The sequence below is a fragment of the Pseudomonas putida genome, from assembly GCF_050990305.1.
Classification (GTDB): Bacteria; Pseudomonadota; Gammaproteobacteria; order Pseudomonadales; family Pseudomonadaceae; genus Aquipseudomonas; species Aquipseudomonas putida_AH.
The window spans coordinates 1,491,339-1,506,790 of sequence record NZ_CP158817.1 but is presented as its reverse complement, the minus strand read 5'-3'; the positions used below and the strand labels follow the sequence as shown (position 1 = coordinate 1,506,790).

The 15,452-nt window shown below is 61.1% G+C and carries 14 protein-coding genes and 1 riboswitch; of the genes, 11 read left to right on the top strand and 3 right to left on the bottom strand.

The window, feature by feature from the left end; genetic code table 11:
• Nucleotide 1: 1 nt before the first annotated feature.
• Genes ABTV22_RS06960 through ABTV22_RS06945 form a run of 4 tightly spaced genes read left to right on the top strand, consistent with a single transcriptional unit; the run spans nt 2 to nt 4,042 of the window.
• On the top strand, nt 2–982 hold the full coding sequence (locus tag ABTV22_RS06960) for a Bug family tripartite tricarboxylate transporter substrate binding protein (protein WP_433739171.1): 981 nt from the start codon (nt 2–4) through the stop codon (nt 980–982).
• A gap of 58 nt (nt 983–1,040) precedes the next feature.
• Nucleotides 1,041–1,499: a tripartite tricarboxylate transporter TctB family protein gene (locus ABTV22_RS06955; protein WP_433739170.1), complete on the top strand. Its 459-nt coding sequence runs from the start codon at nt 1,041–1,043 to the stop codon at nt 1,497–1,499.
• Between the two features lies 1 nt (nt 1,500).
• Nucleotides 1,501–3,015 carry a tripartite tricarboxylate transporter permease gene (locus ABTV22_RS06950; RefSeq protein ID WP_433739169.1) on the top strand — a complete coding sequence of 505 codons (1,515 nt, stop codon included), beginning with the start codon at nt 1,501–1,503 and terminating at the stop codon, nt 3,013–3,015.
• The gene (locus ABTV22_RS06945) at nt 3,008–4,042 is read left to right on the top strand and encodes an AbrB family transcriptional regulator (protein WP_433739168.1); all 1,035 of its coding nucleotides are present in this window, start codon (nt 3,008–3,010) and stop codon (nt 4,040–4,042) included. The genes ABTV22_RS06950 and ABTV22_RS06945 overlap by 8 nt, the downstream gene beginning before the upstream one ends.
• A gap of 102 nt (nt 4,043–4,144) precedes the next feature.
• Here ABTV22_RS06945 and ung read toward each other — a convergent pair whose 3' ends face one another.
• Nucleotides 4,145–4,837 (bottom strand): uracil-DNA glycosylase, encoded by a 693-nt coding sequence (gene ung, locus ABTV22_RS06940; protein ID WP_433739167.1) that lies wholly within the window; start codon nt 4,835–4,837, stop codon nt 4,145–4,147.
• Nucleotides 4,838–4,969: 132 nt separating this feature from the next.
• Between ung and ABTV22_RS06935 the strand changes: the two genes are divergently transcribed.
• Entirely contained in the window at nt 4,970–6,082 is a 1,113-nt protein-coding gene (locus ABTV22_RS06935) for an enoyl-CoA hydratase/isomerase family protein (protein WP_433739166.1), read from the top strand.
• A gap of 56 nt (nt 6,083–6,138) precedes the next feature.
• Here the strand turns inward: ABTV22_RS06935 and ABTV22_RS06930 are convergent, their stop codons facing one another.
• Nucleotides 6,139–6,600, bottom strand: coding sequence for a hypothetical protein (locus tag ABTV22_RS06930; protein ID WP_433741325.1), 462 nt, complete (start codon nt 6,598–6,600; stop codon nt 6,139–6,141).
• Between the two features lie 167 nt (nt 6,601–6,767).
• Nucleotides 6,768–7,016, bottom strand: coding sequence for a hypothetical protein (locus ABTV22_RS06925; protein WP_433739165.1), 249 nt, complete (start codon nt 7,014–7,016; stop codon nt 6,768–6,770).
• 277 nt (nt 7,017–7,293) lie between these two features.
• A riboswitch (guanidine-I (ykkC/yxkD leader) is annotated at nt 7,294–7,394 on the top strand.
• A 61-nt stretch (nt 7,395–7,455) separates the two neighbouring features.
• On the opposite strand from ABTV22_RS06925, the gene ABTV22_RS06920 reads away from it, so the two are divergent.
• The 6 genes from ABTV22_RS06920 to uca all read left to right on the top strand — a co-directional run bounded on the left by ABTV22_RS06920 (nt 7,456) and on the right by uca (nt 15,431).
• The gene (locus tag ABTV22_RS06920; protein ID WP_433739164.1) at nt 7,456–8,523 is read left to right on the top strand and encodes a putative urea ABC transporter substrate-binding protein; all 1,068 of its coding nucleotides are present in this window, start codon (nt 7,456–7,458) and stop codon (nt 8,521–8,523) included.
• Between the two features lie 15 nt (nt 8,524–8,538).
• Nucleotides 8,539–9,354 carry an ABC transporter permease gene (locus tag ABTV22_RS06915; protein ID WP_433739163.1) on the top strand — a complete coding sequence of 272 codons (816 nt, stop codon included), beginning with the start codon at nt 8,539–8,541 and terminating at the stop codon, nt 9,352–9,354.
• On the top strand, nt 9,351–10,139 hold the full coding sequence (locus ABTV22_RS06910) for an ABC transporter ATP-binding protein (protein ID WP_433739162.1): 789 nt from the start codon (nt 9,351–9,353) through the stop codon (nt 10,137–10,139). Before ABTV22_RS06915 ends, ABTV22_RS06910 begins: the two co-directional genes overlap by 4 nt.
• 12 nt (nt 10,140–10,151) lie before the next feature.
• On the top strand, nt 10,152–10,877 hold the full coding sequence (locus ABTV22_RS06905) for an urea amidolyase associated protein UAAP1 (RefSeq protein ID WP_433739161.1): 726 nt from the start codon (nt 10,152–10,154) through the stop codon (nt 10,875–10,877).
• A gap of 11 nt (nt 10,878–10,888) precedes the next feature.
• Nucleotides 10,889–11,530 (top strand): urea amidolyase associated protein UAAP2, encoded by a 642-nt coding sequence (locus ABTV22_RS06900; RefSeq protein WP_433739160.1) that lies wholly within the window; start codon nt 10,889–10,891, stop codon nt 11,528–11,530.
• Nucleotides 11,531–11,798: 268 nt separating this feature from the next.
• Nucleotides 11,799–15,431 carry an urea carboxylase gene (gene uca / locus ABTV22_RS06895; RefSeq protein ID WP_433739159.1) on the top strand — a complete coding sequence of 1,211 codons (3,633 nt, stop codon included), beginning with the start codon at nt 11,799–11,801 and terminating at the stop codon, nt 15,429–15,431.
• The last annotated feature ends 21 nt before the right edge of the window (nt 15,432–15,452 follow it).

Below are 15,452 nucleotides of genomic sequence, written 5' to 3'. Positions count from 1 at the left end.
AATGAACCTGTCAATGCGTAAAAAAGTAGTGCTCGCCGCCAGTTGCATGCTGTTTGCGGGTCAATTGATGGCCGAGCCAAAACGCCCCGAATGCATCGCTCCTGCGTCGCCCGGTGGCGGCTTCGACCTGACCTGCAAACTGGCGCAAAGCGCACTGGTCAACGAAAAACTGCTGACCAAACCCATGCGTGTGACCTACATGCCCGGCGGTGTCGGGGCGGTGGCCTACAACGCAGTGGTCGCCCAGCGCCCGGCGGATGCCGGCACTCTCGTGGCTTGGTCCAGCGGCTCGCTGTTGAACCTGGCGCAGGGCAAGTTCGGTCGCTTCGATGAAAACAACGTGCGCTGGCTTGCCGCTGTCGGCACCAGCTATGGCGCTATCGCGGTGAAAAGCGATTCGCCCTACAAGACCCTGGACGATCTGGTACAGGCCCTGAAGAAAGATCCGAGCAAAGTGGTGATCGGTTCCGGCGGCACCGTCGGCAGCCAGGACTGGATGCAGACCGCGTTGATCGCCAAGGCTGCCGGTATCAATCCGCGCGACCTGCGTTACGTAGCCCTCGAAGGTGGCGGTGAAATCGCCACGGCCCTGCTCGGCGGCCACATCCAGGTTGGCAGCACCGACATCTCCGACTCCATGCCGCACATCCAGAGCGGTGACATGCGCCTGCTGGCGGTGTTCTCCGACAAGCGCCTGGACGAGCCGGAAATGAAAGACATTCCAACCGCCAAGGAGCAAGGCTACGACATCGTCTGGCCAGTGGTTCGCGGCTTCTACCTCGGGCCGAAAGTGAGTGACGAAGACTACGCCTGGTGGAAAGACGCCTTCGACAAACTGCTGGCGTCCGAAGACTTCGCCAAGTTGCGCGACCAGCGTGAACTGTTCCCGTTCGCCATGACTGGCCAGGAACTGGACACCTACGTGAAGAAACAAGTCGCCGACTACAAGGTGCTGGCCAAAGAGTTCGGCCTGATTCAGTGATCGCCTCTGTCTAGCGGCCACGGTCCCGTTTCGCGGGACCGTGGCACAGGAGTTCCTCATGCTCTTACAACGCATTTTTGCTTCGGTGCTGCTGCTCGTCTGCCTGGGGCTCGCCCTGATGGCATGGCCGTATCAGGCGGCATTTTCCTACGAACCGGTGGGTCCCAGGGCCTTTCCCCTGCTGATGCTCGGCCTGATGGGCCTGGCGCTGCTGTATATGGTGTTTCGCCCTGCACCGCTCAAACACAGTGAAGATGAACCGCCGCTGGACCGAGAAACCCTGACCAAGATTGGCCTCTGTATCGTGCTGTTGCTGGTGTTCGCCGGCACGTTCGAGCCCCTTGGTTTCATCGCAGCCAGCATCATCACCGGCGTACCGATGGCACGTCTCTATGGTGGCCGCTGGCTCCCAAGTCTGGTGATCATCAGCCTGATGGCTGTCGGTCTCTACCTGCTGTTCGACAAGTTGATGGACGTGCCGCTGCCCCTGGGCCTGCTCGACGTTCTGGAGAACTGATATGGATACGCTTGGCTATTTGGGTCAGGGTTTCGGCGTCGCGCTGAGCCCGTATAACCTGGTGACCGCCTTGTGCGGCACTTTGATCGGCACCGTCGTCGGCCTGTTGCCGGGCCTGGGGCCAATCAACGGCGTGGCATTGCTGATTCCGATTGCTTTCGCACTGGGCCTGCCACCGGAGTCGGCATTGATCCTGCTGGCGGCCGTTTATCTGGGTTGCGAATACGGCGGCCGCATCAGCTCGATTCTGCTGAACATCCCGGGCGAAGCCTCTACCGTTATGACCACCCTCGACGGTTACCCGATGGCCCGCAAAGGCCTGGCCGGTGTCGCGTTGTCACTGTCGGCCTGGAGCTCGTTCATCGGTGCCTTCATCGCCACCTGCGGCATGGTGCTGTTCGCCCCGCTGCTAGCGAAATGGGCAATTGCCTTCGGCCCGGCGGAATACTTCGTGTTGATGGTGTTCGCGATTGTCTGCCTGGGCGGCATGGCCGGTGATCGTCCGCTGAAGACTTTCATTGCCGCACTGATCGGCCTGTTCCTGTCCAGCGTCGGCATTGACGCCAACAGCGGCGTGTACCGCTTCACCGGGGACAACATTCACCTGACCGACGGCATTCAGTTCGTGGTGCTGGTGCTGGGCCTGTTCTCCATCAGCGAGATCCTGCTGTTGCTGGAAAAAACCCATCACGGCCAGGAAGCCGTGAAAGCCACCGGGCGCATGATGTTCAACTTCAAGGAAGCGGCTTCGGTCTTCGTCGTCAACATCCGCTGCGGTGTGCTGGGTTTCATCATGGGCGTATTGCCGGGTGCCGGCGCGACACTCGCCAGTGCCGTGGCCTACATGACTGAAAAACGCATCGCTGGTGCCAGTGGCACGTTCGGTCAAGGCGACAAGCGTGGCCTCGCTGCACCGGAAACCGCCATCGGCGGCGCTGCCTGTGGAGCGCTGGTGCCGATGCTGACCCTCGGCGTTCCAGGCTCGGGCACCACGGCGGTAATGATCGGCGCATTGTCGCTGTACAACATCACTCCCGGCCCACTGCTGTTCCAGGAACAACCGGACATCGTCTGGGGGCTGATCGCTTCGTTGTTCATCGCCAACGTCATGCTGGTGATCCTCAACATTCCGATGATCCGTGTCTTCACCCGCATCCTCGCCGTGCCGAACTGGGCACTGGTGCCGGTGATCGCGATCATTACCGGGATCGGTGTCTACGCCGTGCACGCCACGACGTTCGACCTGTTCCTGATGATCGGTATCGGCATCTTCGGCTACATCCTGCGCAAGCTGGATTTCCCGTTGTCGCCACTGCTGCTGGGCTTCATCCTTGGTGGCCTGATGGAGCAAAACCTGCGTCGCGCGCTGTCGATTTCCAACGGCGCGCTGGAAATCCTGTGGTCGAGCCCGATCACCTTCGGTTGCTGGGTACTGACTGCGATCATGCTGTTGATGCCGATCATCCGCATCTGGCGCAAACGTTCGGTTGCCCGGCGCGCTGTCGCCGATGTCTGATCGAACACCCTTCAAAGCCTGGTGGGGCACCCCCCTGGTCGGCCTGCTGGGCGGTTACCTCGCCAGCCAGGTCGGCTGGCCGCTGCCATGGATGGTCGGCTCGTTACTTGCGATCATCCTGGTGCGCTGCCTGACACCCTGGCAATTGGCGGAAATCCCTGGCGGCCGCAAGTGCGGCCAGTGGATCGTCGGTATCGGTATCGGCCTGCACTTCACTCCAGTAGTGATGGAACAGGTGCTCAGTCACTTCGGTCTGATTTTCTTCGGTGCTTTGGTCACCAGCCTGTCCGCAGTGGTCGGGGTCTGGCTGATGCGACGTACCGGGGAGGATCGAGCCACAGCATTCTTCTCCAGCATGCCTGGCGGCTCCGGGGAGATGGTCAACCTTGGCGCCCGCAATGGCGCGGTGCTCAGCCGTGTCGCGGCGGGGCAAAGCCTGCGAGTGCTGGTGGTGGTGCTCTGTGTGCCGGCAGCCTTCAAGTACCTGTTGGGCGACGGTACGCCAATTTCCCATGCCAGCAGCATCGATTGGCGTTGGCTGGTTATCCTGTTTCCCGCCGGTGCGTTGGCGGCCTGGATCTGGGAACGCCTGCGCCAACCTAACCCTTGGTTGTTCGGGCCGTTGCTGGTCAGTGCGGCAGTGAGCATTGGTTGGGACCTGCACATCGGATTGCCCAACGGTGGCAGCCAGATCGGCCAATGGCTGATCGGCAGCGGTTTGGGCTGCCATTTCAATCGGCAGTTTTTCCGTCGCGCGCCGTCGTTCATGGGCCGGACCTTGATTGGTACGGTGCTGACCATGTTGATTGCGACGGTGGCGGCACTGGGCTTGAGTGCCCTGACCCATCTGGATTTGCGCTCACTGACCTTGGGCATGATGCCCGGTGGTATTGCAGAGATGAGCCTGACGGCGGAAACCCTGCAACTGTCGGTGCCGTTGGTGACAGCGATGCAGGTGATGCGGCTGTTGTTTGTGCTGTTTCTCGCGGAGCCGTTGTTCAAGTACTGGAATCGTAGTCCAGAGTAGGACCGAGTCGACTTCATCGCGGGCAAGCCTCGCTCCTACGGGACATGTGTAATCAACAAACAACACAAATCCCGTAGGAGCGAGGCTCGCCCGCGAAGCTTTTCAGAGAGACGGCAACCGCCACTCGATCGGCGTCTCGCCATTCTGTTCCAGAAACTTGTTGGTCCGGCTGAAATGCCCGCAACCGAGGAAGCCGCGATAAGCCGACAGCGGTGACGGATGCACCGACGTCAGTACCAAATGCTTGGTGGCGTCGATCAGCTTCTGTTTGCTCTGGGCATGGGCGCCCCACAGCATGAACACCAGATGCGGTTGCCGTTGGCTGACCACTTCAATGATCCGGTCCGTGAAAAACTGCCAGCCTTTATCCTTGTGCGCATTGGCGTTGGCGCGCTCGACAGTCATGGTGGTGTTGAGCATCAATACGCCCTGCTCGGCCCAACTCTGCAGGTAGCCGTGGTTGGGAATGTCGATGTTCAGGTCGCGCTTGAGCTCTTTATAGATGTTCACCAGCGACGGCGGTGCCGGCACTCCCGGTTGTACCGAGAAGCACAAGCCATGGGCCTGGCCCGGACCGTGATACGGGTCCTGACCGAGGATGACCACCTTGACCTTGTCCAGTGGCGTGGAGTTGAGAGCGTTGAAGATCATCGGCCCCGGTGGATAGATTTCCTTGCCGGCCGCCCGCTCCTGTTGCAGAAAGTTTCGCAACTCTGCCATGTAGGGCTGGTCGAACTCGGCACGCAGTGCCTCCTTCCAGCTCGGTTCGAGTTTGATACGGTCGTCAGCAGTCATGGTCACATCCGGCAAAAACAATGGGGCGAACCCTAAGAAGGTGCTCCACGCTTGTCAATTGATCTGACACGGATCCGGCACTTTCCCACACAGCGATCATACTTAATCCTCAATTTCCCGAGCGAGGTCACGATGAATCTGCACTTCGAAGAACTCACCGGTACGGACGGTGCCCGCATCGGCATTGCCACCCTGGATGCCGAAAAGTCGCTCAACGCCCTGTCCCTGCCGATGATCAACGCCCTGCGAGACCGACTGGACGCCTGGGCCAAGGAGCCGCAAATCGTCTGCGTCCTGCTGCGCGGCAACGGCGCCAAGGCGTTTTGCGCCGGCGGCGAAGTGCGCAGCCTGGTGCAAGCCTGTCGCGCCCATCCCGGCGAAGTCCCCCCCTTGGCCGCGCACTTTTTCAATTCGGAATATCGTCTGGACTTTCGCCTGCACACCTACCCCAAACCGCTGATCTGCTGGGGCCACGGCTATGTGCTCGGCGGTGGTATGGGCCTGCTGCAAGGGGCAAGCATTCGGATTGTCACACCCAGCAGCCGACTGGCCATGCCGGAGATCAGCATCGGCCTGTACCCGGACGTCGGCGCCAGTTGGTTCCTGTCGCGTCTGCCCGGCAAGCTCGGGTTGTTCCTCGGTTTGACCGGCGCCCATATGAACGGGCGCGACGCCATTGATCTGGATCTGGCGGACCGTTTCCTGCTCGACGAGCAGCAGGAACAGCTGATCGAGGGTCTGTTGCAGTTGAACTGGCAGGAGCAAACGCCGATGCAGCTCAACAGCCTACTCAAGGCCCTGCAGCAGGAAGCCGTCGCGCAGCTGCCTGAAGCCCAGTGGCTGCCACGGCGCCAGCACATCGATGAGCTGCTGGACGTCAGCGATGTGCGCTGTGCCTGGAAAGCAATCAGCGCGCTGCGCGATCACACCGACCTGCTGTTCAGCCGCGCTGCACGAACCCTGAGCGAAGGCTCGCCGCTGACGGCTCATCTGGTGTGGGAGCAAATCATCCGCGCCCGGCACATGTCGCTGGCGCAGGTTTTCCAGATGGAGTACACCCTGAGCCTCAATTGCTGTCGCCATCCGGAGTTCAGCGAAGGGGTGCGGGCGCGATTGATCGATAAGGATCAAAAACCGCACTGGCACTGGCCGGATGTGAACACTGTGCCGGATGCGGTGGTGGAGGCGCATTTCAAAAAGGTTTGGGAAGGCCGGCACCCGCTGGCAGACCTGACGGAATACTGAAAACAACTGTAGGAGCGAGCATGCTCGCTCCTACAGGAAATGGCATTCAGGCCGGGTTAGCGGTGATTACCCTGGCCATTATGATTTCCGTGCCCATTACCGTCGCCTCGACGCTCGTGATTGTCGTTGTGTCCATCTCGATGATCATTGTCCCAGTTGCCACGGTTGTGACCGTCCCAACCATGGTTCTGATGCGCCCGGTAATCGGGCCGTGTTTGATAGTAACGGGACGACGGCTGGTAATAGTGTGGTGTCGGCTGATAAACCCGTGGCTGGTAGTAATACCGCGGCGTCGGTTGGTAATACCTGGCGGGCGGTGAGTAATACCGGCGAGGCGGCGAGTAGTAACTGTCGTTCGTGTAATAACCGCCGCTGGAGTAATAAGCCGGTGCTGGCGAGGTATAGACCTCGGAGCCGTAATAACTGCCGCCTCCCTCGTAATAAGGCTCGCACCCACCCAGGGACAATCCCAACACAGCCATCATTAGAAATCGTCGGAAACTCTTTCGACAGAGCATGGCGGCCTCCTGGACCGCGAGTGAGCCATACCAGCGACGCTGGCAGGCGACAGCTGATAATTCATCGGCTGTCGAAACATCTGACATCAAATTCAGAATCCGGTGCGTCCTGGTAACAAGTTGAAACATCTCGCCGATGAAAGGTTTTTCATCCATTCAACCGCCAATTAATGGTGATACCCCCGATATCCACCGCCGTGATAATGCGAGTGCCCGCTCCAGTGGTAGTAACGATAACCGCCATAAAAGCGCGGGCCGCCGTAGTAATAGCCCGGACCGTAATAGTAGGAATAAGGCGAATAACCGGGATAGGGATAGTAATAAGGCGAGGAATACACATCGTAGCCACCGTCGTAGTAATAGCAGCCGGACAATCCCAAGCCGAGCACAACACCGAACAACAATCGACGAAGCATGGCGGCCTCCTGAAAGACCTACAGCCGACACGGGCCGGCTGATACCACTTTTGACTCGCAATCGGCGATCAAGTGCGACCCAGCGCCAACCTTCGGATCAGCGGCCAACACGGTCCATCGAGGTGCACCCACGCACCATCACGAGGCAAGACAACGTCCGTCTCAAATCCCATCATTCGCGCAACGCCCCAAGCCAGAGCGCTTCGCTCGACTTGGCACGGCTCTCGCTTTAGCAAAGCCGTGCAGGAGTCATCACAGGTTCGCGGCACCACAATTTGCAATGGCTGACTAGGGTTCCGGCGCGCTACGGCGTGCGACTGGTCCGAGAGTTGGCGACCTCCAGTTGAGGTTACACGGCGGGACAAAAGCCCGGGAGACAAGCCACCGTTCGCGGTGCCGCATTGCCTTCTGCCCGCCCTTGATCAACTGGAGAACCACCATGTCCCAGCTTCGTTTACCCGCCCTGGTCGCCGCTGCACTGGCAGCCCTTGTGAGCCTCTCTTCCCACGCCGCACAAAAAGACCATTTCAGCGTCTGCTGGACGATTTATGCCGGCTGGATGCCCTGGGAATATGCTGGCAGCCAGGGCATCGTCGACAAATGGGCGAAGAAGTACGGCATCAAGATCGATGTGGTGCAGCTCAACGACTATGTCGAATCCATCAACCAGTACACCGCCGGCCAGTTCGACGGCTGCACCATGACCAACATGGACGCGCTGACCATTCCGGCAGCCGGTGGCGTCGACAGCACCGCGCTGATCGTCAGCGATTTCTCCAACGGCAACGACGGCATCGTGCTCAAGGGCGAAGGCAAGAAAGTCGCCGACCTCAAGGGCATGGACGTCAATCTGGTGGAGCTGTCGGTCTCCCACTACCTGCTGGCCCGGGCACTGGATTCGGTTGACCTCACCGAGAAAGACCTGAAGGTGGTCAACACCTCCGACGCTGACATCTCGGCGGCCTTCAACACCGATCAGGTCAACGCCGTCACCACCTGGAACCCGATGCTCTCGGACATCAAGGCCAAGCCTGCAGTGACTGAAGTCTTCAACTCCAGCCAGATCCCCGGCGAAATCATGGACATGATGGTGGTCAACTCCCAAACCCTCAAAGACAACCCGGCCCTGGGCAAGGCGCTGACCGGTGCCTGGTTCGAAGTGGTCGAGTTGATGAACGCGAAAAACGCCGCCAGCCAATCCGCGCTGGAACACATGGCCAAGGCTTCGGGCACCGATCTGGCGGGCTTCCAGGCGCAACTGGATACCACCAAGTTGTTTGCCACGCCCAAGGAAGCCCTGGCGTTCAGCACCAGCAAGCAACTGCCGGAAACCATGCGCCGGGTCGCCGAGTTTTCGTTCCAGCACGGCTTGCTCGGTGAAGGCGCCAAGGACACCAGCGCAGTCGGCATGGCCTTCGCCAACGGCGTGACCAGCGGCGACAAGGGCAACCTCAAGCTGCGCTTTGACCCCAGCTACGTGCAAATGGCCGCCGACGCCCAGTTGTAAGAAGAGGACTTGGCCATGCGCCTGATCAATCGCCACCCGGATCGACCGAGTCGCCTGCTACTGGTGATCCTGCCGTTCGCCCTGGTGTTGCTCGCTTACTTCCTGGGCTCGGCCGAGCGGCTGATGGACAACCCCAACGACAAACTTTTGCCCAGTGCCGTGCAGATGACCGATGCGGTGAAACGCCTGGCCTTCGTCGCGGATACCCGCACCGGTGAATACGTGTTGTGGCAAGACACCGCTTCCAGTCTGCAACGCCTGGCCATTGGCCTGGGCATCAGCGCATTGGTCGGGCTGTGCCTGGGCATGGCCGCCGGTACTCTGCCGCTGTTCGGCGCACCGTTGTCGCCCTTGCTCACGGTGCTGTCGATGGTGCCGCCACTGGCGATCTTGCCGATCCTGTTCATCGTGTTCGGTCTCGGTGAGCTATCGAAAGTGATGCTGATCGTGATCGGCATCACTCCGGCGCTCGCTCGTGACCTGGAACAGCGCGCCCGAGAAATTCCCGTGGAGCTACTGATCAAGGCCCAAACCCTCGGTGCCTCGACCTGGACCCTGATGCTGCGGGTGGTGCTGCCGCAATTGCTGCCACGCCTGTTGATCTCGCTTCGGCTGATGCTCGGCTCGGCGTGGTTGTTCCTGATTGCCGCCGAAGCCATCGCCTCTATTGACGGCCTCGGCTACCGGATTTTCCTTGTGCGCCGCTACCTGGCGATGGACGTCATCCTGCCCTACGTGGTGTGGATCACCCTGCTGGCCTGGCTGATGGATTGGGGCCTCAAATACCTGATCCGCCGAGCGTTCCCCTGGTATGAGGGGGCCGCCAAATGAGCTTCATTTGCGTAAAGAACGTCTGGCAGCAATACGCCGATCAGGTGGTACTCGAAGGCCTGAACCTGAGCGTCAATGAAGGTGAGTTCTGCACACTCGTCGGTGCCTCCGGTTGCGGCAAGTCGACCTTCCTGCGCTTGCTGCTCGGCCAGGAAAAAGCCAGTCGCGGCGAGATCCTGCTCGACGGCCAGCCGCTGGCCGGCGAACCGGACGCCAGCCGTGGCGTGGTGTTTCAACGCTACTCGGTGTTCCCGCACCTGAGCGTGCTGGACAACGTCGCCTTGGGCCTCGAATTGCCGCGCTCACCGCTGCTCGGACGTCTGTTTGGCAGCGCAAAAAAAGAGGCCCGCGAACAGGCCTCGATGCTGCTGCACAAAGTCGGCCTCGGTCACTCGCTGGACAAGTACCCGGCGCAGTTGTCCGGCGGCATGCAGCAGCGGCTGGCCATCGCCCAGGCGCTGATCATGAAACCTCGCGTGCTGCTGCTCGACGAACCGTTCGGCGCCCTCGACCCTGGCATCCGCAAGGACATGCACGCCTTGCTGCTGGAACTGTGGCGCGAGACGCAACTGACAGTGTTCATGGTTACCCATGACCTGTCCGAAGGTTTCAGCCTCGGCACTCGCCTGCTGGTGTTCGACAAGGTTCGCCTCGACCCGCACGCCCCCGGCGCTTACGGCGCGCGCATCACCTATGACATCCCCTTGAACAGCGACCGCCGCGTCCAGCGCGCCGCCGTCGACACCCTGCCGGCCCCACTGGCAGGCACGCTTCGTATCGCTTAGAGGAATCTGCACATGACTGATTCGACCCAACTGTTCCCACCCTTCGCCGAAGAAATGCTCCCCGGTGGCGGCCATCGTTCATTCGTGCTCAAGCGCGGCCAGTTGCTGCGCCTGACCGATATCCGTGGCGGCGCCAACGTCAGCTTGACGCTACTCAATGCCAACGAAAAAACCGAACGCCTGAACCTGCCCGACAGCCTCAAGTGCCAGCACACCGCCAAGCTCACAACGGGCCATTGCCTGTATTCGGACATGGGCCGTGTGCTGGCGGCGATCACCGCTGACACCTGCGGCTGGAGCGACAGCCTGGGCGGTGTTCTTTGCGCCGAGGAAGTCGCGGAAAAATACGGCGCCGGGCGTTATCAGGAACTGCGCAACGGTTTTTTCCGCAATGGCACCGACAACCTGCTGGTTGAACTGGGCAAGTGGGGCCTGGGCCTGTCGGACTTACTGATGACCCTCAATCTGTTCAGCCGGGTGAACGTCGACGAGACAGGACGCTTCCACTTCGTTGAAGGCAACTCCAAGGCCGGCGACTACATCGAGCTGTACGCGCCGATGGACACCTTGGTGGTGCTCACCGCCCTGCAACATCCGATGGACCCGGCGCCGGACTATGCGCCGAAACCCTTGAAGCTCAGTTGGATGAACGCCGACCCCAGCGTCGCCGAACACTGCCGCACTTCGCGCCCGGAAAACGAGCGCGGCTTTATCAACACCGACCGTCTGTTCGCCTGAGGATCGCTGCCATGTCACTTGCACTCGCTACCGCTGCCAAGCAACCCGAAGCCGCGATCTACCGCGCCACCATCCCCGCCGGCGAGCCCTGGCTGATGGAGGTCAAGGCCGGCCAGACCCTGCGCATTCTCGATCTGGAAGGCAATCAGGCGGTCGATACGCTGTTCTACAACGTCGCCAACCCGAAGGAACGCTACGACGTGCAGCGCACCCTGCGCCGGCAGAACAGCGTGTACCTGAGCACCGGCAGCGTGCTGTATTCCAACCTCGGCAAGCCGATGCTGACCATCGTCGCCGACACCTGCGGTCGTCACGACACCCTGGGTGGCGCCTGCGCGCAAGAGAGCAATACCGTGCGCTACGCCCTGGAGAAACGCTACATGCACAGCTGCCGCGACAACTACCTGCGCGCCTGCGTCCACGATGGTCGGCTCGGCAAAGGCGACATCGGGCCGAATATCAATTTCTTCATGAACGTGCCGGTCACCGCCGACGGCGGACTGACGTTCGAAGACGGGATTTCCGCGCCGGGCAAATACGTCGATCTGCGCGCCGAGATGGATGTGATCGTGTTGATCTCCAACTGCCCGCAACTGAACAACCCGTGCAACGCCTACAACCCGACCCCTGCGGAGCTTTTGGTATGGAACTGAAAATGAGCCGTTTGCGCCGCTGGTTGTTTGCCCTGTGCCAGGCCCGATCCGGGCAGTGCATTAAATAACCGCCCCTGTAGGAGCTGCCGAAGGCTGCGATCTTTTGATCTTGATCTCCAAAAGATCAATGAAGATCACAAGCAAGGTCAAAAGATCGCAGCCTTCGGCAGCTCCTACAGGAGATCGGTGTCATTTTGTGCACCCGGGACGGCCCAGGTGCAGATCGAAAAACTGCGGGACGGCCCGCATCCCCTTCAGGGGTCATGCCATGTTCGAAAAAGTCCTGATTGCCAACCGTGGGGCCATTGCCTGCCGCATCCTGCGCACCTTGCGTGAACTGCACGTCCAGGGTGTTGCCGTTTACTCCGAAGCCGATGCCGCCAGCCTGCACATCCTGCAAGCCGACGAGGCTCACAGCCTTGGTGAAGGCGCGGCCGCCGGTACTTATCTGGCGGTAGAAAAGATACTCGCCATCGCCAAGTCCAGCGGCGCCACGGCGATCCACCCCGGCTACGGGTTTCTCTCGGAAAACGCCGAGTTTGCCCAAGCCTGTGAAGCAGCGGGTATTGCTTTCATCGGCCCAACGCCGGAGCAACTGCGCGTATTCGGCCTCAAGCACACCGCCCGCGCCTTGGCCAAGCAACACGGCGTGCCGATGCTCGAAGGCACCGAGTTGCTCGACAGTCTCGATGCAGCGTTGATAGCCGGCGAACACGTCGGCTACCCGGTCATGCTCAAAAGCACCGCTGGCGGCGGTGGCATCGGCATGCGCGCGTGCCGCAGCGCAGAGGAGTTGAGTGAGTCCTTCGAAGCGGTCAAACGTCTGGGCCAGAACAACTTCAGCGACGCCGGGGTGTTCATCGAGAAATACATCCAGCGTGCCCGGCATCTGGAAGTCCAGGTGTTCGGCGACGGTCGGGGGGACGTGATCGCCCTCGGCGTGCGCGACTGCTCGGTACAACGGCGCAACCAGAAAGTCCTCGAAGAAACCCCGGCCCCCAACCTGCCAGACGGCATGGCCGATGAGTTGTGCGCAGCGGCGATCAAGTTGGCCAAGGCCGTGAACTATCGCAGCGCCGGCACCGTGGAATTCGTTTTCGACAGCGAAGGTCAGCGCTTCTACTTCCTTGAAGTGAACACCCGTTTGCAGGTGGAGCACGGCGTCACCGAACAGGTGTGGGGCGTAGACCTAGTGCGTTGGATGGTCGAACTGGCGGCCGGCGATCTGCCGCCGTTGAACGCACTGAGCCAGAGCTTGAAAGCCAGCGGCCATGCGATTCAGGCGCGGCTGTATGCCGAAGATCCGGGCCGGGATTTCCAACCGAGCCCCGGCCTGCTCACCGCCGTGAATTTTCCCCTCGCCGATGGCAAGCAGCTGCGCATCGACACCTGGGTCGAAGCCGGTTGCGAGATCCCGCCCTACTTTGACCCGATGATCGCCAAGGTCATCAGTTGGGCACCAACCCGCGAAGCAGCTCGCGCCGATCTGCATCAGGCACTGGGCGACAGCCTGCTTTATGGCGTGGAAACCAACCGTGATTACTTGCGGCAGATTCTGCTGGATACACCGTTCGCCAGCGGCCAGCCGTGGACCCGTTGCCTCGAAAATCTGGTCTATCAGGCCAACACCATTGAAGTGCTCAGTGCGGGCACCCAAACCAGCGTCCAGGACTATCCCGGCCGCCTCGGCTACTGGGCCGTCGGTGTACCGCCTTCCGGGCCAATGGACAGTCGCGCCTTGCGTCTGGGCAATCTTTTACTCGGCAACGAAGAAGGTGCCGCCGCGCTGGAAATCACCATGAGCGGGCCGATGCTGCGCTTCAATTGCGATGGGGTGGTTGCTGTAACGGGCGCAGAAATCCCACTGACGCTCAACGGCGAAACCGTACCGATGAATACGTCTTTGCGGGTGCCGGCAGGCGCAACGTTTAACCTCGGCACAATCGCCGGTGCGGGCGCGCGCAGTTACCTATGCCTGCGCGGCGGCTTGCAAGTGCCGAATTATTTGGGCAGTAAAAGCACCTTCACCCTGGGTCAGTTCGGTGGCCACGGCGGTCGCGCCTTGCGATCCGGCGATGTACTGCATGTGCCGGCCTTGAGCGACCACAGCACAGGTGCGCAACTGCCGCAAACCCAGGCCACCGAACTGCCCGCCGTACGACAAATCCGGGTGATTTATGGCCCCCACGGCGCGCCGGAATACTTCACGGAAAACTACATCGCCACCTTCTTCGCCACGCAATGGGAGGTGCATTTCAACTCCAGCCGCACCGGCGTGCGCCTTATCGGACCGAAGCCGGAATGGGTGCGTGCCGACGGTGGCGAGGCCGGGCTGCATCCGTCGAACATTCACGACAATCCCTACGCGATCGGCGCGGTGGATTTCACTGGGGACATGCCGGTAATCCTCGGCCCGGATGGCCCGAGCCTGGGCGGGTTCGTGTGCCCGGTGACGGTGATCGAAGCGGACCTTTGGCAGCTGGGGCAGCTCAAGGCTGGCGATAAGGTGCAGTTCCACCCCGTCGACCTCAAGACCGCCCGCGCCCTCGCCTGCAAATGGGATACCTGTGGGAGCTGGCTTGCCAGCGATGAGGCCCGACCAGGCACCGCATCACCTTCATCGCTGGCAAGCCAGCTCCCACAGGATCTCATCTCGCCTGTTGTTTTAGAGTTAGGTCAGGGAGACACACATCTGGTGGCGAGGCTTTCGGGCGACACCCACCTGCTCCTCGAAATCGGCGCCCCCGAACTCGATCTCGTCCTGCGCTTCCGCGCCCACGCCCTCATGCAAGCCTTGGAAAGCCAACACCTGCACGGTGTAATCGACCTGACCCCGGGCATCCGTTCGCTGCAAGTGCACTACCAACCCGAGCAACTGCCGCTGGCGGATCTACTGGGCATCGTCGCCGGCCAATGGGACGCCGTGTGCGCCGCCAAAGACCTGCAAGTGCCGTCGCGCATCGTCCATCTGCCGCTGTCCTGGGACGATCCGGCGTGCCAGTTGGCCATCGAGAAGTACATGACCACCGTACGCAAGGACGCGCCCTGGTGCCCGAGTAATCTGGAGTTCATCCGCCGCATCAACGACCTGCCGAACCTCGATGAAGTGCAGCGCACGGTGTTCGACGCCAGCTACCTGGTGATGGGTCTGGGTGACGTCTACCTTGGCGCACCGGTGGCCACGCCTCTCGATCCGCGTCATCGACTGGTCACCACCAAATACAACCCGGCCCGCACCTGGACCGCGGAAAACTCGGTGGGCATTGGTGGCGCCTACATGTGCGTCTACGGCATGGAAGGCCCCGGCGGTTATCAGTTCGTCGGGCGCACCTTGCAGATGTGGAACCGCTATCGCGAGGTCGCGGCGTTCGAGGGCAAACCCTGGCTGCTGCGCTTCTTCGACCAGATCCGTTTCTACCCGGTGAGTGCCGATGAACTGCTGCGCATTCGCCGGGATTTCCCCCTCGGGCGCTTCGAACTGGGCATCGAACACAGTCAGCTTAACCTGGCGGATTACCAGGCGTTTCTGGCAAAGGAAGCCGAGACCATCGCAGCATTTCGCGACCAGCAACAAAGTGCGTTCAACGCCGAGCGCGAGCGCTGGATTGCCAGCGGCCAGGCGCATTTCGACAGTGAGGAACCGACGCCGCAAGCGACTGATGACGCGCCTTTGACGAGTGGTCATCAGAGCATCGACAGCCACATCGCCGGTAACCTCTGGCAGGTCCAGGTGGACGCCGGCGACCGGGTCGAGGCCGGCGATGTGCTGGTGATTCTGGAGTCGATGAAGATGGAAATTCCGCTGCTCGCGCCTCTGGCTGGCGTAGTGCGCGAGATTCGCGTGCAACCGGGCTCATCGGTGCGCGCCGGACAGCGCGTCGTGGTGCTGGAACTCGACTGAACCCATTGGAAAAGGATTAAC